A 22,548-nucleotide genomic window follows, 5' to 3' on the forward strand; every position below is an offset into this window, starting at 1 on the left:
TACCTTATAAATTAATATTTTTTTTTAAAATCATAGCTAAAATAGCTTGTCTTGCATAAATACCATTGCCAGCTTGTTGAAAATAATAAGCATGTGATGTGTGATCAACATCAGTAGTGATTTCATCAATACGGGGTAAAGGATGTAAAACTTTCATAGTTGGCTTAGCGTTAATTAATTCGTTAGTAGTTAAAATAAATTTATCTTTAATATTAGCATATTCTGAAGGATCTAGGCGTTCTTTTTGTACTCTTGTGATATAGAGAATATCTAATTTTTGTAAAACTGATCCTATATTATTATGTAAACTATAGATAATCCTTTTTTCTCTTAGTAGCTGTAAAAAATTGAATGGCATAGCCAAATCTTTTGGGGAAATAAAATAAAAAGTATTATTATCAAATTTTGATAATGCTTGAGTTAATGAATGAACAGTTCGCCCATATTTTAAGTCACCAATCATTGCTATATGTAAATTATTTAAACTACCTTGAGTTTCTTGAATGGTAAGCAAATCAAGAAGGGTTTGTGTAGGGTGTTGATTCGCTCCATCACCAGCGTTAATTACAGGAATATTTCCTGAAAAATTAGCTGCTAAACGAGATGCTCCTTCTTGTGGATTACGGATTATAATAGCGTCAACATATTGACTAATAACCGATATTGTATCGGCCAAAGTTTCACCTTTTTTACCTAAAGATGTATGATTTCTATCAGAAAACCCTACTACAGAAGCACCTAAGCGATATATTGCTGTTTCAAAAGAAAGCCGTGTTCGTGTAGAAGCTTCAAAAAAACAACTAGCAATTACTTTATTTTTTAAGAGATTTGGTTGAGGCTTTTTTTTTAGTGATGTAGCAACTTTAAGTATACTAATTATATCTTTACGGTTTAAATCATTAATTGAGATTATGTCTTTAAGATATAAAGGATTAACCATATTATTATTTTCCTTCTTATGTCATACATAAAGATGTAGACTTTAAAAAAAATAATTAGTTATTAACTAATTATTTATATTTTTGATAAAAAATATTTAAGATTAATATGTTATGATAATTTTTATAAATTTATTATCCAACATGTTTTCTTAATTTTATATTAGTTTTTTATGGAAAAATCTTATCGTTATAAGATAAAAATCAATTTTTTAATAAATTAATAATAAAACTTAATATTATCATATAATATTAAGTTTTATTATTCAATAAATACATTATATCAATAAAATGATATTTTTTTATAAGTTAAATTTTTAATAAATTTTCCTAATTATTTAAATTAATTATATTTATATGATAATAAACTGCAGATTCTTATTAAAAATAAAATAAAAAATTATTCATAAATATGAATATTAATTTATTTATATCTTGGCATAATAAAAAATGTAATTAATATTTTTGTAAATAAAATTAGTGTTATTTATATTAATTGGCTTATTTGAAGATTATTTGAATATTTTTATTTTTAATATCTTTTAATTAAATTTAATAAGAGATAATTTGATTTTTTTAAAGTATTTAATATATTTATTTCTGTATATTATTTTTTTTGTAATAAAAATTTTTACAAATTTATTATAGAGTCATATATAAAATAATTTATTACTAGTAATAGTACAAATAACTAATAAATTATTAAAATACTTTATTAGTTATTTGATATAAAATAGTCATAATTTATGCTAAGATTAAGATATAAATATACACTATAATTACATATACGAATTAATACTTTTGATTTGTCTTTTTTATTAATTAAAGTTAAGTATAAATCTATAAACTTTATAAATAATTATTTTTTGACATAAAATAGTGTTTCGTTAAATTTATTTTAGTATATTTGATTTTTGATTAATAAGTTGTTGCTTTATTTTTAAACAGTTATTAAGTCGACTACGTTCTTTTTCTACAATAGAAAAAGGCGCCTGTTTAATAAAGTTATCATTAGATAGAATTCTTTCAATAGAAGATATTTTTTTAGTCAATTGTTTTAATTCTTTATCTATTCGTGATAATTCGATTTTTTTATCTATTAGATTTATTATTGGAATGAATATTTCAATATCTTCTTCTATCCTTTTAGATATAGCAAGTGGTCTTGGTTGTATTTTATTTAAAATAATAATAGATTTAAGGCTAGTCATTGATTTAATAAAATGTATATTTTTTATTACACTTTGTTTAGCAGTATTATTAGTACCATTGAACATCATATAGAGTGATATATTAGATGAAATATTCATTTCTACCTTAATATGACGTATAGCGATAATAATTTTTTTTATCAATTCTAAATCAGATCTTGCTGTTTCGTTAATTTTAGTTGTTTCAAAAATTGGAAATGGTTGTAACATTATAGAATTTTGATGTATTCCTTTTATTATTTTTATATGTTGCCAAATAGTTTCAGTAATAAATGGAATAATAGGATGTGCTAATCGTAATAAACTTTCTAGTATTTCAACTAAAGTATAACGAGCTGCCCGAATATTTATTTCATTACCTTTTAAAATAATTATTTTTGATAATTCTAAATACCAATCACAAAATTGATTCCAAGTAAATTTATATAAAATATTTGCAGCAATATCAAAACGATAAGAATCTAATGCTTCGCGATATAGTTTTATAGTTTGATTAAATTCAGCTATGATCCATTGATCTGCTAATGAAAAAGTCATTTTTCCACCATCTTGCCCACAATCATAACCTATAGTATTAATTAGTACATAACGACTTGCATTCCACAGTTTATTACAAAAATTATGGTAACCAGTAAGTCGTCTTATATCCCAATTAATATTCTGCCCTGTGGATGCTAATGTTGCAAGAGTAAAACGTAAAGCGTCAGCACCATGTGCTTTAATGCCATATGGATACTCCTTGCGAGTGCATTGAGCAATTTTTTTGGCTAATTGTGGTTGCATCATATTACTAGTACGTTTTATTAATAAATCTTCTAAAGAGATGCCATCAATTATATCTAGTGGATCAATAACATTACCTTTTGATTTTGACATTTTTTTTCCTTCTTCATCTCGAATTAAACCTGTCATGTAAACTATTTTAAAAGGTACTTGTCCTTTACCATTTTCATCTTTTATGAAATACATTGTTAACATAATCATACGAGCAATCCAGAAAAAAATAATATCAAAACCACTCACTAATACATCAGTTGGATGAAATTTCTTCAGTATTTCTTTGCTTTCTTCTTCTGGCCAACCTAATGTTGAAAATGTCCATAAACTAGAAGAAAACCAAGTATCTAATACATCTTCATCTTGTTGTAACTTGGTATCTAAATTTAAATTATTTTTCTTACGAATTTCTTCTTCATTATGGCCTACATATATATTTCCTATTTCATCATACCAAGCTGGTATCCTATGCCCCCACCATAATTGACGTGAAATACACCAATCTTTTATATTATTCATCCAGGAAAAGTATATATTTTCATATTGTTTAGGTAGAAATTTAATCCTACCTTCTTTTACAGCTGTAATTGCTTGTCTTGTTAATGGTATAGTACGAATATACCATTGATTAGTGAGCATTGGTTCAATAACAACACCACCACGATCACTATAAGGAATATTTAGGTTATGCGATTTTACTTTGATTAATAAACCTGATTTTTCTAATTCTTTAACTATAACTTTACGGGCAGCAAAACGTTCTAATCCTCGATAAGATACAGGAATTTCAATTTTTTGAATAATACAATTAGTTTCAGTTATATAAAATATTTCAGCTTGATCTAGAACATGTCCATTAAAATTAAAAATATTTATCATAGGTAAATGATGACGTTTACCTATTTCATAATCATTAAAATCATGTGCTGGAGTAATTTTTACACACCCAGTATTTTGATGCATATCAGTTTCTTTATCACCAATAATAGGAATTATACGATTAACTAATGGAATTAAAACATGTTTACCAATTAAATTATTATAACGTGAATCAGATGGATTAACTGCTATAGCTGTATCTCCGAGTATTGTTTCTGGTCTAGTAGTAGCGATAATTAAATAATTTTTTCCTTCTACGGTTTTTATTCCTTCAGCAAGTGAATATCGCAAATACCACATAAATCCATTTATTTCTTTATTTTCAACTTCTAAATCAGAAATAGCAGTATGAAGTTTAGGATCCCAATTGACTAATCGTTTACCTCGATAAATAAGATTATTTTGATATAGTAAAATAAATGCTTCTTTTACTGCTTTAGAAAATCCATCATCCATAGTAAATCGTTCACGGTTCCAATCAACAGAACCACCTAATCGTCTCATTTGATAAGAAATATTATTACCTAACTCTTTTTTCCATTGCCATATTTTTTCAATAAAAGCTTTTCTACCATAATCATGTCGAGTTTTATTTTCTTCAGCAGCAATTTTATGTTCAACTATCATTTGGGTAGCAATTCCTGCATGGTCTATACCACTTTGTAAAAGAGTATTTTTCCCTTGCATGCGTTGATATCTAATTATTATATCTATAATAGTTTGTTGAAAAGCATGCCCCATATGTAAATTTCCTGTTATATTTGGAGGTGGGATGACAATACAAAAATTGTCTTTATTATTATGAATATATGTTCTAAAAACCTCGTTTTCTTCCCAATATAAATATATTGATTTTTCTATTTCAGATGGTTGATAGATTTTATCTAGTAATATTTTAGAATGAGATCGATTTGTAAAAATTTTTTTCATTTTTATTTTTTAATTATCTATGGACTTTACTGGTTGTTTTGCTATAATTAAATCATATCCCATATTGCGATATATTTTATATCTTTCACGAGCTAATTGCTTTAAATGTTCATCAATAGGTACAAAATCTAAAATTTCATTGAACACTGTAGAAAATTGTATGAAAGTAGATTGTAAGTTTATTAATATATCTCTCATATGATTACTGCTTTTTGTTGGCCAACATAATTCAATGGGTGCTCCATATATAGGTCCTTCTCCAGTTAAATTATGCGGAATAAATTGATCAGGGTTTATTTCCCAAAGCATTTTATCTAATTTTTCAGCCTGTGATTTATTTTCACAAGCAATTAAAATACGTTTATTTATTCGCCATAATTTACATGCTAGTTGACACGCTAATAACTCATGAATTTCTAATTTTTTTTGTAGAGATAAATTAGATATTAAATAAAAAGTTACTTTTTTCATTTATTTTTATTAATCCATAAGTATTATCATTATTCGTTTGTTCTAGTTATATAGATTCGATTTAATAAAAATTGAGCAAGTAATGTAACTGGTCTTCCTGTTGCTCCTTTTTTTTTACCAGATTCCCAAGCTGTTCCTGCAATATCTAAATGACACCAGTGATATTTATTTGCAAATTTTTCTAAAAAACAGCCAGCAGTAATTGCACCACCATAGTTCCCTCCTATATTAGCAAGATCAGCAACTTTTGATTCTAACTGTTCATAAAACTCTTCAGAGAGAGGCAGCCTCCATGCTTTATCACCGGATTGGTTTCCTGCATTTAATAATTCATTTGCTAAAGAATCATGATTTGACATTAATCCATTATAATGGTTACCAAGAGCAATCATACATGCACCAGTTAAAGTTGCAACATCAATTACCACTTCAGGATTAAACCGTTCTATATAGGTTAATGTATCACAAATAACTAATCTTCCTTCTGCATCTGTATTCAATACTTCTACAGTTTTCCCTGACATAGTAGTTAAAATATCTCCGGGACGATAAGCTTTACTGCTGGGCATATTTTCACAACCAGCTAATACAGCAATTATATTAATAGGTAATTTTAGTTCAATAATAAAACGCATTATACCATAAGCAGTTGCAGCACCACACATATCGTATTTCATTTCATCCATATTATTGGACGATTTAATAGATATCCCTCCAGAATCAAAAGTTAATCCTTTACCTATTATTACAATTGGTTTTTCATTTAAGTTTTTACTTCCTTTATATTCTATAATAGACATCAATGATTCATTTTTTGATCCTTGACCAACAGCTAAATAGGCATTCATGCCGTAATCCTTCATTTGTTTTTCTCCTATTACTGTGGTCGTAATATTTTTAAAATTATCTGCTAATTGACATGCTTTTGAAGCTAAATAAGCAGGATTACAAATATTTGGTGGTAAATTAGCTAAATCTTTTGCTGATTTAATACCTATTGATATAGCCATGCCGTGTTGAATAGCAAGTTCTCCATTTTTTAAATCATGACATGTTGAAATATTAAAAATTATTTTATGTAATCTTTTTCGTGTTTCATTTTTATTACTTTTGAATTTATCAAACACATATAGTGTGTCCATTACAGTTTCTACTGCTTGTCTAATTTTCCAATAATTATTACGGTTTTTCACATATAAATCAGTTAAAAAATATATTGCATTTACTGCACCAGTTTTATTTAATGTATTAATTGTTTTTTTAATAATTTGTTTATATTGACGATCATTTAGTTCAAGTTCTTTTTTACCACATCCAACTAATAGAATACGCTCTGATAATATTTTAGGGACATTATAAAGTAATAATGTTTGTCCTATTTTGCCTTCTAATTCTCCAGAACGTAATAGGTTACTAATATAACCTTCACTAATAAAATCTAGTTTTTCAGCTATAGTCGATAATTTATTAAATTCAAATACACCAATAACAATACAAGAATTGTGCTCTGTTAACAAAATATTATTTTGTATATTAAATTCCATTTATTCTCCTATTTTATAAATGTAGATTAATTTTATGATTAAAATTTATAAAATTATATATTTATTTGACAAAATATACTTTAATTTTAAATTAATTTATTTTTTAATATTTAAAACATAAAATTAGTAAAAAATGTATTTTTTGTTTTTTATTTTAAATATTTAAATTTTTATCATTAATAATGATATATTTCCATTATTAATGATAAAATCATATAGAATTATAAAACATAAAACATATTATAATAGTATATATTATAAGATCTATTTTAATATAAAAACAATTTATTAATTGGTATAATTAGTATGATTATAATTAGATCTTTAGTTAAAGAAACACTAAAAAGTCAGATTTCAATACTTTTTATTCTTATTTTAATTTTTTTTAGTCAAAAAACTATCAATATATTAAGTTCAGCTGTTCAAGGAAATATCCCTTCTGATTTAATTTTTGTTCTTTTGGGGTATGGTATTCCTCAAATGGCACAATTAATTTTGCCATTAAGTTTATTTTTTGGATTATTAATGACTTATAGTAAACTTTATATTAATAGTGAAATTACTGTTATGCATGCATGTGGTTTTGGCAAGAAAATATTAGTTATATCTGCTTTAATTTTAGTGCTATTCACAACTTTTATTGCTACATTAAATGTAGCATTGTTATTGCCTTTATCAGAAAAGTATCAAGAGCAAGCTTTAGCTAATGCTAAAGCTAATCCTAGCTTAGCTAATATAGTTGAGGGTCAATTTAAAACATCTAAAAATCAAAATTTTGTACTTTATATTAATGAAGTAAATAGTAAAAAATTTAACGATATCTTTATCGCAAAATTACGTAAGGATAATCATCAATATCCTTCTGTAATTATTGCAAAAAGTGGTCATATTCATGAGGATATTGATGGTAATCAAATTATTATATTGGATAAAGGAATACATTATGAAGGTAGAGCACTGCTAAATAATTTTCGTATAACTAATTTTAAAGATTATCAATCTATAATAGATCACAAAGAAACTACAGTTATAAGTAATAAAATTGAACAGAAAAATATGTTTCAATTATGGCATTCTACAGATATTGCATCAAAAATTGAGTTTCACTGGCGTTTAACATTAGTATTATCTGTATTGATTATGGCATTAATAGCTGTTCCTTTAAGTAAAGTAAATCCAAGGCAAGGACGAGTATTAAGTATTTTACCAGCTATGTTACTTTATTTATTTTTCTTTTTATTGCAAAGTACTCTGCACTCTAATGCAAAAAAAGGTGTAATTGATCCTATAATTACGATATGGTTAGTCAACGTGGCTTTTTTATTATTATCAATTATATTAAATATTTGGGATATTATTTTTATTCGTAAATTACGATTTTTATTATATAGGATACTGTCTTAATGTTTAATTTAATAGAGAAATATATTGGACGTACTATTATTTACTCAATCCTTATGACCCTCCTAATATTAATTTCATTATCTGGTATTATTAAATTTGTTGAGCAATTAAAAAAGATAGGTGATGGGAAATATACCATTTGTCATGCCGGGTTCTTTACTATATTAACTATTCCTAGAGATATAGAAGTATTTTTCCCTATGGCTGTGTTATTAGGAGCATTGCTAGGATTAGGAAGTTTAGCATCTTGTAGTGAATTAGTAGTAATGCAGGTTGCAGGTTTTTCGCGGTTACAAATTGCGATATCAGTGATGAAAACTACAATACCTTTAGTTATCTTAACTATATTTATTGGTGAATGGATTACTCCTTCAGCAGAACAATGGGCACGTAATTATCGTGCTAAAAAAATTATTGGGCAACCACTAATGGTTACTGATCGTGGTTTATGGGCAAAAGATAGCAATTTTTTTATTCACATTCGAAGAGTGATTGATAAATATAACATAAAAGAAATTTCTATTTATCAATTTGATATAGAAAAAAAATTGCAAGCAATTTTTTTTGCTTCTTCAGGTGAATATAATTCCCATACTCATGTATGGAAATTATCAAAAGTTGATCAATTATTTATTAATAATGAAAATGAAGTTATTGGTTCACATAGTTTATTTATGGATTGGAAAACTAATTTAAACCCAGAAAAATTAGGAATGATTTCTTTAGAACCTGATTCTTTGTCAATTAGAGGTTTATATAAATATATTAGATATCTTAAGGATAGTAAACAAGATGCGCCTATTTATCAATTAAGTATATGGAAAAAAATTTTATCACCTTTTTCTATAACTGTTATGATGTTATTAGCTTTATCATTTATTTTTGGGTCACTGAGAAATGTTGTAATGGGTATTAGGATATTAATTGGTATTTTTGGTGGATTTATTTTTTACTTATTAAATGAAGGGTTTGCTAATTTAAGTTTAGTTTATGGTATGCCTCCAATTATAGCAGCAGTATTACCTAATATATTTTTTTTTGTATTTAGTATATTTTTATTAATTAAATCGCAATAATAAATTTTTATATAATATTTATTATTTAATTTTAAAAATCAATTGATTCTTAAAATTATTAAACTAATTTAAAATAATAATAATTATTATGGATTTTTATTAATAATAAATACTAATTAAGCTAATATTTATTATGGTATTTAAATATTATTATTTAATATTGTAAAATTAATTATAATTAATAAATTAGAATCTTATAGTATTATTATTTGTAAATATATATTTTTAATAGAGAGTAATTTGATGGAAAAAATTAATCCCAAGTTAACGAAAGCATGGCATGAATTAGAAAAACATTATCAACAAGTAAAAAGTGTCCATTTACGTGATCTTTTTATTAATGACGTCAACCGTTTTGTTAAATTTTCACTGACTTTTAATAATCAAATTTTAGTAGATTTTTCTAAAAATAGAATCACTGATAATACATTAAATAAATTACTTAATTTAGCAAAAGAAACAAAGTTAAGTCATGCAATTAATAGTATGTTTTCTGGAGCTAAAATTAATAAAACAGAAGATCGGCCAGTGCTACATATCGCTTTACGTAATCGTAGTAATACTCCTATAAAACTTGATGGTATTGATGTTATGCCTCAAATTAATGCAGTTTTAGATAAAATGCGTTGTTTTAGCGAACTAGTTATTAATGGCAACTGGAAAGGTTATACTGGTAAAGCAATAACAGATATAGTTAATATTGGAATTGGTGGTTCTGATCTTGGTCCATATATGGTAACAGAAGCATTAAAGCCTTATAAAAATCATTTAAATATGCATTTTGTTTCTAATGTAGACGGTAGCCATATTGCTGAAATATTTAAAAAAATTAAACCTGAGACAACATTATTTTTAATTGCATCTAAAACTTTTACTACCCAAGAAACTATGACTAATGCCATGACTTCTAGAAAATTTTTTTTAGATAGTGCTATTGATGAAACTCAGATTGCAAAACATTTTATTGCTTTATCAAGTAATGTTCAACAAGTAGCTAAATTTGGAATAGATACGAAAAATATGTTTGAATTTTGGGATTGGGTTGGGGGGCGCTATTCATTATGGTCAGCTATTGGACTCTCTATTATATTATCTATTGGTTTTGATAATTTTGAATGTTTATTAAGTGGTGCTCATGCAATGGATCAACATTTTTTAAAAATGTCGTTTAGGAATAATGTTCCGGTAATATTGGCTCTAGTTGGAATTTGGTATAATAATTTTTTTGCTACTGAGACTGAAGCTATTTTACCTTATGATCAATATTTGCATAAATTTGCAGCTTATTTACAACAAAGTAATATGGAATCAAATGGTAAATACGTTGATCGTAATGGTAAAGAAGTGAATTATCAAACAGGTCCTATTATTTGGGGAGAACCAGGAACTAATGGCCAACATGCTTTTTATCAATTAATACATCAGGGTACAAAACTGATTCCGTGTGATTTTATCGCACCTGCAATTAGTCATAATCCATTAAATGATCATCACGATAAACTAATGTCTAATTTTTTTGCTCAAACAGAAGCATTAGCATTTGGTAAAAATAGAATTGAGGTATTAAAAGAATTAAAAGATTCTGGTCAAAATTTAGATTTGATTAATAATTATACTTCTCATTATAAAATTTTTCCAGGTAATCGGCCAACTAATTCAATTCTTATTAATAAAGTTACACCTTATACATTAGGAGCTTTAATTGCAATGTATGAACATAAAATTTTTGTACAGGGTGCTATATTGAATATTTTTAGTTTTGATCAATGGGGTGTTGAATTAGGCAAAGAATTAGCAGGACGTATCTTGCCTGAATTACTAATTCAGGATAAAATTTGTAATCATGATAGTTCAACTAATGGATTAATTAATTGTTTTAAAGCTTGGAGAAAGTAATTTTTATCTACACTAAATTTTGCTAATATAGATATTTTAGAAATCTGATCTACAAATTTATAGTTAATATATTAAATTATTTTTAATTTTTTATAAAACACTTAACTTGTTATTTAATAATTTATCAATTTTACTTTGTGCTAAAAACTAGTTTAGTTATGTCTTCTTATTAATTACAATTTCTTTAACATTATATTTATATTTAAATAAATATTAATTTGTTTTTGAAATAAAAAATATAATTTTGGATATTATGTTCTTTTTTGATATATATTTATAATAAAATCAATAATATTTAAAATAAATTATAGCATTAATAAATAAATTTAGATAAAATAAATCATCAAAAAAATATCCTCTAAAATATATAATTTAATTATTATAAACAATTTTATTTAATTAATTTAGCGTAGCTATGACAAGAAATATTATTTTTAATAAAATTTTTTATTATTTCAATTTAATGCGGTTTAATAAACCTATTGGTATTTTTTTATTACTATGGCCTACTTATTGGTCATTGTGGTTAGCTAGCAAGGGGTTGCCGGATCTTTTTATTTTATTAGTATTTACTATTGGTGTTTTTTTAATGCGTACAGCAGGATGTGTTATTAATGATATTATAGATAGAAATATAGATAGTTATGTATTTAGAACAAGAGATAGACCAATTGCAAATGGTGATGTAACAGAAAAAGAAGCTAAAATATTATTTTTTTTATTAATTTTTCTTTCTTTTATGTTAGTCTTAATTTTAAATAAAATGGTTATTTTTTTATCATTTATTGGTTTTTTATTAACTTTAATATATCCATTTATTAAAAGATTTAGTTATTTTCCACAAGTTATATTAGGTATAACTTGTGGCTGGTCGGTTCCTATGGCATATATGGCTGTCAATCAGTCTTTTTCTGTAGAATGTTGGTTATTATTTTTAGTAAATATTATTTGGTCTATTATTTATGATACAGAGTATGCCATGATTGATCGCAATGATGATATAAAGATTGGAATAAAATCGACTGCTATTATTTTTTCTAAATTTGATAAATTGATTATTTGTTTTTTACAAATAATTATGGTGTTATTATTAGTTTATATAGGATATTATCTAAATTTAGAATTACCTTATTTTATTAGTTTAATATTAGTGTCTATTTTATTTATCTACCAACAAAAACTAATTTCTAATTGTCAACCATCATTATATTTTAAGGCATTTATGAATAATAATTATGTTGGTTTTATTTTGTTTATTGGTATTTTATTAAATTATTTTTAGATTCACACTAATTAAATTAGTAGTAATAATTGCTATTATTAAGTGTTTATATTAATTTTAATTTTTATTAAATCAAATTTTGATGTTATTTAATAATATTAATTAAATTAAGATAATTTATTTGAATAAAAATATCTTTTATTGTTATAAATTTATGTGTATAAATTTTTTAATACTTTCAATAGTTAGATAAACTTTATGAGATATTAATTTAATTATAATTAGATATAATTTTTTTATATCTAATTTATAAATTTTATTTCCTTCTATATTAATATAATCTTCTTGTTTTAAAGTATTTATCAATTTAGAAAAAACTGCTTTATCAAAAAATTCAGGGCTATTAATACTATGAATAATGGCAGATAAACGTTGAGCTAATATAACACTTTTTTTTTCTAAAAAATTTTTGTTTATTTCAGGTATAGTATTAAGTAAAGAAAGTGTAATTGTATAACGATATAGAGTTTCTTTAATATTATTAGCTAAAAGTTTAAGAGAGTAAATCCGATTTGGATTAATTTTTACAATATCTCCTGACAATAATATTATTAGTTGTTGATTATGTAGTTCATTTAATATCATACCAATACATTTTGGTAATTCTTCTATTTTATATTTCATAAATAATTCTGATTTTAAGAAAGGATAAATAATTGTGACTTGGTAATTAATTTCTTGGCGTTGAAGTTTTTTATAATAAAATATAATATTAGCTATTAAAGATGGTAGTATTAATAAGTGTATGATATTATTTCTATAGTAAGTCATTAATGAAACGTTTTTACTAGGCAAAAATATTATTTTATCTGAAAAATCACATCTTTCCTTAAATTTATCTAAATTTAAAGCTTCTTCTAATAAGAGTTCTGCTGTTTTATTTGGCACAGTGCTATCATCACTGTAAGGGATATTTATTAGTAGTTTAAGATAACATTTCATTTGTTCAATCAAATGTTCTCTAGTTAATTTATGTTGATTTGATGCTAATAATATTACTGAACATAAATTAACTCCATTAATTGCTCCAGCATTATTAATTTTTATCATAATATTTTGTGCTAAATGGTTTACAATTGAATTTAGCCATATAGGTCGTATTGGTTTATTAATATATTTTCTCCATTCAGGAACATATTTATTTAAATATTTTGTTAATATAATTGGTTGACTAAAATTAACATAACTATGTCCTAATTTTCTTAATTTTCTTAAGCCTTTTAACATAGATAAAAAATTTTCTTTTTCCTTAACTGCACCTTTTAATTCTTTAGTATATTCAGTAATTTCTAATACATGTTCATAACCAATATAAATTGGAATAATGGCAACCTGACGGGAGTAATTCCGTAGCATTGCTTGTATGGTCATTGAAAGTGTTCCAGTTTTTGGTTCTAGTAATTTTCCTGTTCTAGATCTGCCACCCTCAATAAAAAATTCAATTGGATATCCGCGATCAAATAATTCATTTAAATATTCGCGAAATATAGTTGAATAAAGTTTATTTCTTTTAAAGGAACGACGAATAAAAAAAGCACCTAAATACCGAAAAATTGTCCCAAGCGGCCAAAAATTAAGATTAATACCTGCGGCAATATGAGGAAGAACTAATCCTTGATGATAAAGTACGTAAGAAAGTAATACATAATCCATGTGACTACGATGAGACGGTATATAAACAATTTCATAACCATTTTGAGCTAATTTACGTACACGTTCAATATGCTTAACATTTATTTCTTGATATAATCGGTTCCATATCCAACTTAATAAGCGATCGGTAAGTCGAATTGCTTCATAAGAAAAATCAGTGGCTATTTCTTTCATAATGGTAATAGCGTTACAGTTTGCTTTTTTAAATGAGATTTTTTTTGTTTTAGCTTCATTTTCTATTGCTTTTTTGATTAAATTTGAAGCTAATAGTTTATTAAATAGATTTTGGCGTACAGGAAGTTTAGGACCAATTGTCGCTAATCGTTCTCTTGAATAGTGAATACGAGCAATTCTAGCAAGTTTGGTGGTAATCATTTCATCATTATGATATTTAACAGCAATTTTACGTAAAGAAATAGGTGCAAAAATACGAATAAAACTATCACGACCTAACCAGATAATAGTGAAAATTTTTTGAATTATATTAACCAAGTGTAATGTAGTTTTTGCTGAATCACTTTCTTTACCAGGATATCTACCAAACATGATTAATACTGGTAAAATTTGAATATTTAATTCAGGATGATGATGATAGAGATCAATATAAGATTGAAATATTTTTGCAGAATCGTTATTATCATATGATAGATTGTATCGAAATATAGATAAATCTTTATTTGTAAAGTTATCTATGAAAATATAAGAAGGTAATTTTATTTTATCTATCATGATGGGATTCATTGGATCAGGTAATCCAATAGCACGACATTTTTGACGTAATGTTAATAGATCTATTTTAGAATTAAAAGGTAGTATATATAAAGAGGGAAGTTTAATATCAAGATGTAATTCGTTAATTGTATTTTTTGGGATAAGTTGACTGTTTATCAAAAATTTTACTGATAAATTCAATAAATAATAATAAATCTTATGCCAAGATGACATATATAATAGATATCCTTTTATCAAAATAATTTTATTTATAACTTCGTGTACATTATATCTTCAATGTAAATTTCATGTTAATAAAAACAAAATTAACTATGTTAGTTAACATGATTATTATATAAGAAATTGAAATATTTATTAAATACTAATTTAAATACTAATTATTGTTTAATTATAGTTAATTTTTTATATTTTTATTTTTAATATTTTAATCATGGCTAATAAGTTTTGTTAATAGCATTAAATAACTATAACGGTTAGTCTAATAAAATTATTATACTTTTAATGTTAAAATTATTTAAATACATTATCATATATATCACATATTAAATACCATTAAAGTATAAAATCATTGAGATATTATAAATATCTGCACATGGAGATAAATTATAGAACAGGAATATTGACTAATTGTATTTCAGGTATAAATTAATTTATTCAAAAAATTAGTAATTAAAAAGTAGATTTTTATAAAAAAAGTTTTGACTATAATTTAGTTTAGTTAATTGTATTAATAATATTAATGTAATATATATATATCATAGAATATATATTCTTTTATTTGATCAAAGAGCTACATTTAGTATCTATTCTAGTATCTATGTACTATTTTAGTACAATTGCTATTGTTATTTATAGATGTATATAAAATATATAATTTAACTTAAATAATTTTATATTTTTAAAATGATTAATCACAATAAAAATTATTTTATTTAATTTTCTTCATAAAAATTATTTTTATATACCATATAAATAGTAATCATAGAAATAAAAATATCAGAAAAAACAAAGCACCTTGTATAGCTTTTTAAATAATGAATATTAAATAAATTTACTGTAAAATACATATAATATAATTATAATTATTTACTAATCTGTTATTTAACAATATTTAACAACCTATTAATATTAACCTATTTTTATTTTTTATCGGCGAGAGAGGATTTGAACCTCCGACCCACTGGTCCCAAACCAGTTGCGCTACCAAGCTGCGCTACTCGCCGAAAAATAATTTAAAATTTATTTTATTAATATAATTTAATTGCTACTAAAAGTAATTATTAGTAAAAGTAATAATGGGTGGCTAATGGGATTCGAACCCACGACAACCGGAATCACAATCCGAGGCTCTACCATCTGAGCTATAGCCACCACCATAAAGCTTTTAACTTAAAAAATATTTTAAGAATAAATATATTTTAAAATAACGCGCTCGTCAGGAATTGAACCTGAGACCTCTGCCTCCGGAGGGCAGCGCTCTATCCAACTGAGCTACGGGCGCTTAATATCATTATATTGTGATATTACGAATTTAAAATTATACTGTCCACTAATTTTTAAAATAAAAAACCCATCATTATTATAAAATAAAGTGTAATCTTTATATTTTTAAAGTTTATCATTATTTTTAATTTGTTTAAATATAGATTATTTAATTATTTTCGTTACTTTTTTATAAAAAAATAATTAATAAAATAAATTATAGAAATCATTACTAAAAATCCACCACCAATAATTAATGATAACCTAGTATCTGGATTTATTGCCATACCTACTAAAACACATACAAAAAAAAGCACTGTTAAATAATTTGCATAAGGAAAAAATACTGATTTAAAATTATGTGTAGCTAATTTTTGTTTATGTATTTTTCGAAAACGTATTTGACTTAATAAAATAACGAACCACGGTACCATCCCAGGTAGTATACTCATACTATAAACATAGATGAAAAAAGTTTGTGGATTAGGTACAATATAGTTAAGGCACGAACCAATAGTAAGACATACGATTGTTAATATAATACATCCGGCTGGAACCCCGTTTTCTGTCACTTTTAGTAAAAATTTTGGTAATTGACCATTTTGTGCTAAAGCATAAATCATCCGCCCTCCACTATAAATACCGCTATTACAACCTGATAATGCTGCTGTAAATACCACAAAATTAATTACTGCAGCTGCTGATACAATACCTACTTTAGTAAACATTATTACAAATGGACTACCTATTTGATCAAATTGAGTCCATGGAAATAATGTTACAATAATAAAGATAGCACCTACATAAAATATTAATATACGCCATAAAATGTTATTAATTGCTTTTTTCAAAGTAACTTGTGGATTTTTTGCTTCTCCTGCAGTAATACCAATTAATTCAATACCTTGATAAGAAGCGACTACAATACAGAGTGCATATAGAAATCCCTTACTACCGCCAATAAAAAACTGGCCATGATTAATCAAATTAGTTAAGCCTACTGGCTTAAAATTATTACCAATTCCAATAAAAATTAATCCTAATCCAATTAAAATTATTATGATAATTGTGATTACTTTTATCATAGCAAACCAAAATTCTAATTCACCATATAACCGTACTGTGGCTAAATTAGCTAATGCAACTAATACAATAGAAATAAATACAAAAAACCATTGTGGTGTATCAGGGAACCAAAATTTAGCATATACTCCAATTGCTGTGATCTCTGATATTCCAATAGTTACCCACATAAACCAATATCCCCAGGCTGTTAAATATCCCCAATAAGGACTTAAATATTTATAACCAAAAATGGCAAATGATCCAGTAACTGGTTCAAGAAATAACATTTCTCCCATTGAGCGCATAGTAAAAAACACAAATAATCCGGCAATAAGATATGCCAATAATACAGAAGGTCCTGCCCATTTTAATGTACTGGCAGATCCCATAAATAAACCAACACCAATTGTTCCACCTAATGCAATAAGTTCAATATGCCTTGTTTCAAGAACACGATTTAGTTCTTTTCCTTTTTTTTCTATCATAATATAAATTTACTCCATTATTTTTTAGTAATAATTAATATCATATTATTTTTTTATGAACAAAACTATAGACAAATAATACTTATTCCTATTACAATGAATTATTTCAGTAATGAAATAATTTTAAGTATAAATATAGATAAATGGCATATAAAAATAAGTACTGATTATTTAAGTTTTGTTATATGTTATGTAGGTAATTATATTTTATTATTTAAAAAAATTATTTGAACTTTTTGTTGCTTTTTTATCTTAAGATTAAAAAACATGGGTAATCTAACTAAACGAACGGTTTCTTTAGTTGTATAACAATCATTTCCATAAAAAATACTATATTTTATACTCCAAACTTTTTATACTCTAAACTACTAAACTACTATGTCTCCCATATGGAGTATTTTATGGAGTAGTTAGGAGATAATAAAATGCTGAAATATTAACTGATTGTGTATGTTTTTATTAAACAATTTTTTTATTTAATATCTTATAATTTTAAAATATAGGCGTTATATGTGACTGATATAGTTGATAATTATAATTTGTTTATTTTAGAACTAGTGGTTTTAATTTTTGATAGTATAGTAAGTAATGTTTTATAATCTTGATTGTTAATTCTATTTGTTATATTTATCTGCTTAAGTTGCATCTATAAGTAAGCTTCTTGCAAATCTGATATTAAATATTTTCAACCAATATTTATTAATTAGGTGTATTATTAATTATTTAAAAATAAACTAATTATATTTATGTATTTTTCTTTTAAAATTTTTGCACTTTCAATAAGTAGATGATTATCGATCATAGTATCGCATCATCTTCTCCATTAGTAAAATAATTTTTTAGGTTCATTAAAACTATACAACCAGTATGTCTTATTTTTTTTAAGTAGTTTACTTTATAAGTAACATAATTTTTATGTCAAGCATCTTCAATTTTGTTTTCATCTATATTAATAGTATTATGTCTTATATCGATAAATATAATAGTTATACATCTTAAGATAAAAATATTATCTACGTTGTAAATATAAAACTTGTCATGTTCATTTCATTATCTGGTTTTATATCAAATAAAATTATTGTTATTTTTACAGATATTGTACAGTAAAGAGTTAGAAGAAGAACTTCTGGGTATTAAAATTTTCTATTTAACTTTTATAAAGTTGAAAAAATATATATTATCACATAACTTACTATTATTTATGACTTTTTATATAAATCGGTTTAGTATTTATAATTGATTGTTTATTAAATGAAATTATGATATTTTTATATCAAGCAGTTTATTTTAATTTTTATTCTAATTCATGAATAAAAATAAATAATGAATAAATAATATTATTATTACAGTGAATAATTCACTAATACTTGTTAAATAATGAAAATATCTAATTTAATTGTTTTTATATTAATAAAATAATCATATTTTATAAAATAAAAGATTTTATTTTTACTAGTATCCAGTTTAATATACTTTTCTGAAGTAAATGTTAATTAACATATATTATAATTATTTTTAAATTAATAATATAGATATTATCTATAATAGATATATCGGAATAATATTAAAATATTTACAGTTAAAAATAATTCTTGTTTAATTAAATAATGATATAATAATATTAATGAAATTTAGTAATTTTGTTGAATATTAAATAAATGATGATATTTAATCGATGATTAAAATAATGTAAATTTAAATTTATTTGTTTTGAAACATTTAGATTATTGATCCTAGGATTTATTTTATTATTTATATTACTACAAAAAATTTTAATATTTATTTTGATTGTGTTTTGCCACAATATTTAATTTTTTTATAAAATGAGCTATTTTCCAAATACGTTTAATAACGTATACATAAATAAAAAAGGTGAATATAAATAACATAAACATAATCCATTCAGGAATAAATTTAGATTGTTCACCTAGCATGCCTATTGCTGCTAAAATAGTTGCTGCTAGAGTAATCAAGATTAAAGCTTGATTTTCTGTAAAACCTGAGCGCATAATTAAATGATGAATATGTTGTCTATCTGGAGAAAATGGACTGATTCCTTTACGCAATCTTCTGTACATAGTTGTAATCATATCCATTAAAGGAATGGCTATAGTCCATAGGGCAGTAACAGGTTTAATTGTATATTTGGCATCTTGAGTAGACATCAAAAGCAACCAAATAATGGTAAACCCAATTAATGTGCTACCTGAATCTCCCATAAAAACTTTATAGCGACTCCCTAATAAGCCTAAATTTAAGAAAATATAAGGAATAATGGCTGCAATAACAGAAAAACACCAAAAAGTTAATGCCATATTACCGTTTTGATAAAATAAAATACCTAAACTAGTGAAAGATACACAAGATACACCACCAAGAAGACCATCAATACCATCAATCATGTTAAAAGCATTAACTATTCCTAAAACAGCGAATAAAGTCGTAAAATAGCTTAAATAACCCAATGTTATTTGATATGGACCTAAAGCATAACCTAAATTATTTAGTTTTAGTTCAGCAAAAAAAATCATGATAAAAGTAATGATTACTTGAATTATCGCTCTAAATTTTACACTAATATCAAAACGATCATCTAATATTCCAATAAATACTAAGATACCAGCGCAAAATAAATATAACCATTTTCTTGGAATATATTCATTTGTAATTATAAATGCTAAATTGATACTAAAAAAAATAACAATACCACCAACTAACGGAATTTCTCCATGATGTTTTTTACGATGATTAGGTTCATCTACTAAACCAAATTTTTTAGCTAATTTTCTAGTAATAAATAAAATGTTTACAGAAAACAAAAAAACTAAAAAAATATCTGCAACTATATTTAGTATATACACTATATTATCTCTTTTAATTTTTATAAAAATCTCATGCATTGATTTATATGCATATATTATAATTTTTATTAAGTTAACGTATATTATTAAGATAACTTATTACATAAGTAATCAACTATTTAATATTTGAAAATTAAATAACATTAAGAAAATCTAATTAAAAAAATAAAACGTCACTTTATATGACGTTTTATTGTTAATAAAATGAATACTTATTTAAGACCTTTTCATAAATTCAAAAAATTCATCATTTCTTTTAGTCATAGCTAATTTATTAATTAAAAATTCCATTGCATCAATATCCCCCATAGGATGAATAATTTTACGTAATATCCACATTTTTTGTAATTCATCTGGCAATGTTAATAATTCTTCTTTACGAGTACCTGAACGGTTATAATCAATTGCAGGGAAAACACGTTTTTCAGCTATTTTACGTGATAAATGTAATTCCATATTACCAGTACCTTTAAATTCTTCGTATATAACTTCATCCATTTTTGAACCTGTATCAACTAATGCCGTAGCAATTATTGTAAGGCTACCACCTTCTTCTACATTACGTGCAGCACCAAAAAACCGTTTTGGGCGATGCAATGCATTTGCATCTACTCCACCAGTTAATACTTTTCCAGAAGAAGGAACTACTGTATTGTACGCACGTGCAAGACGTGTAATAGAATCCAATAAGATTATTACATCTTTTTTATGTTCCACTAATCTTTTTGCTTTTTCTATTACCATTTCAGACACTTGGACATGACGAGATGCAGGTTCATCAAATGTTGATGCAATAACTTCCCCTTTAACTAAGCGCTGCATTTCTGTTACTTCTTCTGGACGTTCATCAATTAATAATACCATTAATACGCAATCTGGGTAATTATTCGTAACATTAGCTGCAATATTTTGCAATAACATTGTTTTACCTGCTTTTGGTGGTGCTACAATTAAACCTCTTTGTCCTCGTCCAATAGGTGCTGATAAATCTAAGACCCTAGCTGTTAAATCTTCAGTAGATCCATTACCCCTCTCCATACGTAAACGATTATTAGCATGTAGTGGGGTTAGATTTTCAAATAATATTTTATTGCGTGCATTTTCAGGTTTATCAAAATTCACTTCATTTACCTTTAATAGTGCAAAGTATCGTTCTCCTTCTTTAGGGGGGCGAATTTTTCCTGATATAGTATCTCCAGTACGTAAATTAAACCTCCTAATTTGACTAGGAGAAACATAAATATCATCAGGACCTGCTAGATAAGAGCTATCAGCAGAACGTAAAAATCCAAATCCATCCTGCAAAATTTCTAGCACGCCATCTCCAAAAATATCTTCTCCACTTTTCGCATGTTGTTTTAAAATTGAAAAGATAATATCTTGTTTTCTCATTCGTGCTAAGTTTTCTAACCCCATACTTTCGCCAAGAATTATTAACTCAGATACTAGCGTATTTTTAAATTTGGTAAGATTCATAATGGTGGGTTCTTAAACTAGAATTATATTTTGACTATACAAACAAACAGTAATAATAAAGTATTATATTAAATATAATAACAACACATTAACTATTTTTAATAAAACATTTAATTTTATTAAAACATATATCTATATAAAAAATCAATTTTTATCATATTAATTTAAATAATATTGCTATGCAGTAAAAATGCAAAAATCAGAGATTTATTTCTAATGATAATTTAGGTAATTTTTATTTGTAAATGTTTTCTAAAAAACATAAGTAACATCACTAGAAATAAATAAACATAATTATTTGAAATATTATATATTTGAATTTAAGTAATATAAATCATTATATTCATATAGCATAGATTGTATACTAAATAATATATATATACAAC

12 protein-coding genes and 3 tRNA genes are annotated in these 22,548 nt (G+C 24.8%); 4 read left to right on the forward strand and 11 right to left on the reverse strand.

The window, feature by feature from the left end; genetic code table 11:
- Positions 1–4 precede the first annotated feature (4 nt).
- The 4 genes from pyrB to pepA all read right to left on the reverse strand — a co-directional run bounded on the left by pyrB (position 5) and on the right by pepA (position 6,750).
- Positions 5–940 carry an aspartate carbamoyltransferase gene (gene pyrB / locus AUT07_RS03165; RefSeq protein ID WP_066284026.1) on the reverse strand — a complete coding sequence of 312 codons (936 nt, stop codon included), beginning with the start codon at positions 938–940 and terminating at the stop codon, positions 5–7.
- An 891-nt stretch (positions 941–1,831) separates the two neighbouring features.
- Positions 1,832–4,735 carry a valine--tRNA ligase gene (locus AUT07_RS03170; protein ID WP_066284028.1) on the reverse strand — a complete coding sequence of 968 codons (2,904 nt, stop codon included), beginning with the start codon at positions 4,733–4,735 and terminating at the stop codon, positions 1,832–1,834.
- 9 nt (positions 4,736–4,744) lie between these two features.
- Complete coding sequence (locus AUT07_RS03175; RefSeq protein ID WP_066284030.1) at positions 4,745–5,206, reverse strand: DNA polymerase III subunit chi; 462 nt, start codon at positions 5,204–5,206, stop codon at positions 4,745–4,747.
- Positions 5,207–5,235: 29 nt separating this feature from the next.
- Positions 5,236–6,750 carry a leucyl aminopeptidase gene (gene pepA, locus AUT07_RS03180; protein WP_066284032.1) on the reverse strand — a complete coding sequence of 505 codons (1,515 nt, stop codon included), beginning with the start codon at positions 6,748–6,750 and terminating at the stop codon, positions 5,236–5,238.
- A 306-nt stretch (positions 6,751–7,056) separates the two neighbouring features.
- Between pepA and lptF the strand changes: the two genes are divergently transcribed.
- From lptF to ubiA, 4 genes are all read left to right on the forward strand, one after another.
- Complete coding sequence (gene lptF, locus AUT07_RS03185; protein WP_066284035.1) at positions 7,057–8,154, forward strand: LPS export ABC transporter permease LptF; 1,098 nt, start codon at positions 7,057–7,059, stop codon at positions 8,152–8,154.
- Positions 8,154–9,230 carry an LPS export ABC transporter permease LptG gene (gene lptG / locus AUT07_RS03190; RefSeq protein WP_066284037.1) on the forward strand — a complete coding sequence of 359 codons (1,077 nt, stop codon included), beginning with the start codon at positions 8,154–8,156 and terminating at the stop codon, positions 9,228–9,230. Before lptF ends, lptG begins: the two co-directional genes overlap by 1 nt.
- A gap of 243 nt (positions 9,231–9,473) precedes the next feature.
- A complete protein-coding gene (pgi, locus tag AUT07_RS03195; protein ID WP_066284040.1) occupies positions 9,474–11,126 on the forward strand; it encodes a glucose-6-phosphate isomerase in 1,653 nt (550 codons plus the stop codon).
- Positions 11,127–11,541: 415 nt separating this feature from the next.
- The gene (ubiA, locus tag AUT07_RS03200; RefSeq protein ID WP_066284042.1) at positions 11,542–12,408 is read left to right on the forward strand and encodes a 4-hydroxybenzoate octaprenyltransferase; all 867 of its coding nucleotides are present in this window, start codon (positions 11,542–11,544) and stop codon (positions 12,406–12,408) included.
- 144 nt (positions 12,409–12,552) lie between these two features.
- Here the strand turns inward: ubiA and plsB are convergent, their stop codons facing one another.
- From plsB to rho, 7 genes are all read right to left on the reverse strand, one after another.
- Positions 12,553–15,006 (reverse strand): glycerol-3-phosphate 1-O-acyltransferase PlsB, encoded by a 2,454-nt coding sequence (plsB, locus tag AUT07_RS03205; protein ID WP_066284043.1) that lies wholly within the window; start codon positions 15,004–15,006, stop codon positions 12,553–12,555.
- Between the two features lie 936 nt (positions 15,007–15,942).
- Positions 15,943–16,016 (reverse strand) — tRNA-Pro (locus AUT07_RS03210).
- Between the two features lie 75 nt (positions 16,017–16,091).
- Positions 16,092–16,164, reverse strand: a tRNA-His gene (locus AUT07_RS03215).
- A gap of 56 nt (positions 16,165–16,220) precedes the next feature.
- A tRNA-Arg gene (locus AUT07_RS03220) sits at positions 16,221–16,294 on the reverse strand.
- A gap of 163 nt (positions 16,295–16,457) precedes the next feature.
- On the reverse strand, positions 16,458–17,825 hold the full coding sequence (locus tag AUT07_RS03225) for an amino acid permease (RefSeq protein WP_157871129.1): 1,368 nt from the start codon (positions 17,823–17,825) through the stop codon (positions 16,458–16,460).
- A 1,772-nt stretch (positions 17,826–19,597) separates the two neighbouring features.
- Positions 19,598–20,686: a UDP-N-acetylglucosamine--undecaprenyl-phosphate N-acetylglucosaminephosphotransferase gene (gene wecA / locus AUT07_RS03230; RefSeq protein ID WP_066284212.1), complete on the reverse strand. Its 1,089-nt coding sequence runs from the start codon at positions 20,684–20,686 to the stop codon at positions 19,598–19,600.
- Positions 20,687–20,902: 216 nt separating this feature from the next.
- Positions 20,903–22,162 carry a transcription termination factor Rho gene (gene rho, locus AUT07_RS03235; RefSeq protein ID WP_066284046.1) on the reverse strand — a complete coding sequence of 420 codons (1,260 nt, stop codon included), beginning with the start codon at positions 22,160–22,162 and terminating at the stop codon, positions 20,903–20,905.
- Positions 22,163–22,548 lie beyond the last annotated feature (386 nt).

The organism is Candidatus Arsenophonus lipoptenae (assembly GCF_001534665.1).
GTDB lineage: Bacteria > Pseudomonadota > Gammaproteobacteria > Enterobacterales > Enterobacteriaceae > Arsenophonus > Arsenophonus lipoptenae.

What these genes read in the sequence shown, in the direction of transcription:
- pyrB (WP_066284026.1), bottom strand. Translation starts at nt 940, where the DNA reads ATGGTTAATCCTTTATATCTTAAAGACATAATCTCAATTAATGATTTA.
- AUT07_RS03170 (WP_066284028.1), bottom strand. Translation starts at nt 4,735, where the DNA reads ATGAAAAAAATTTTTACAAATCGATCTCATTCTAAAATATTACTAGAT.
- AUT07_RS03175 (WP_066284030.1), bottom strand. Translation starts at nt 5,206, where the DNA reads ATGAAAAAAGTAACTTTTTATTTAATATCTAATTTATCTCTACAAAAA.
- pepA (WP_066284032.1), bottom strand. Translation starts at nt 6,750, where the DNA reads ATGGAATTTAATATACAAAATAATATTTTGTTAACAGAGCACAATTCT.
- lptF (WP_066284035.1), top strand. Translation starts at nt 7,057, where the DNA reads ATGATTATAATTAGATCTTTAGTTAAAGAAACACTAAAAAGTCAGATT.
- lptG (WP_066284037.1), top strand. Translation starts at nt 8,154, where the DNA reads ATGTTTAATTTAATAGAGAAATATATTGGACGTACTATTATTTACTCA.
- pgi (WP_066284040.1), top strand. Translation starts at nt 9,474, where the DNA reads ATGGAAAAAATTAATCCCAAGTTAACGAAAGCATGGCATGAATTAGAA.
- ubiA (WP_066284042.1), top strand. Translation starts at nt 11,542, where the DNA reads ATGACAAGAAATATTATTTTTAATAAAATTTTTTATTATTTCAATTTA.
- plsB (WP_066284043.1), bottom strand. Translation starts at nt 15,006, where the DNA reads ATGTCATCTTGGCATAAGATTTATTATTATTTATTGAATTTATCAGTA.
- AUT07_RS03225 (WP_157871129.1), bottom strand. Translation starts at nt 17,825, where the DNA reads ATGATAGAAAAAAAAGGAAAAGAACTAAATCGTGTTCTTGAAACAAGG.
- rho (WP_066284046.1), bottom strand. Translation starts at nt 22,162, where the DNA reads ATGAATCTTACCAAATTTAAAAATACGCTAGTATCTGAGTTAATAATT.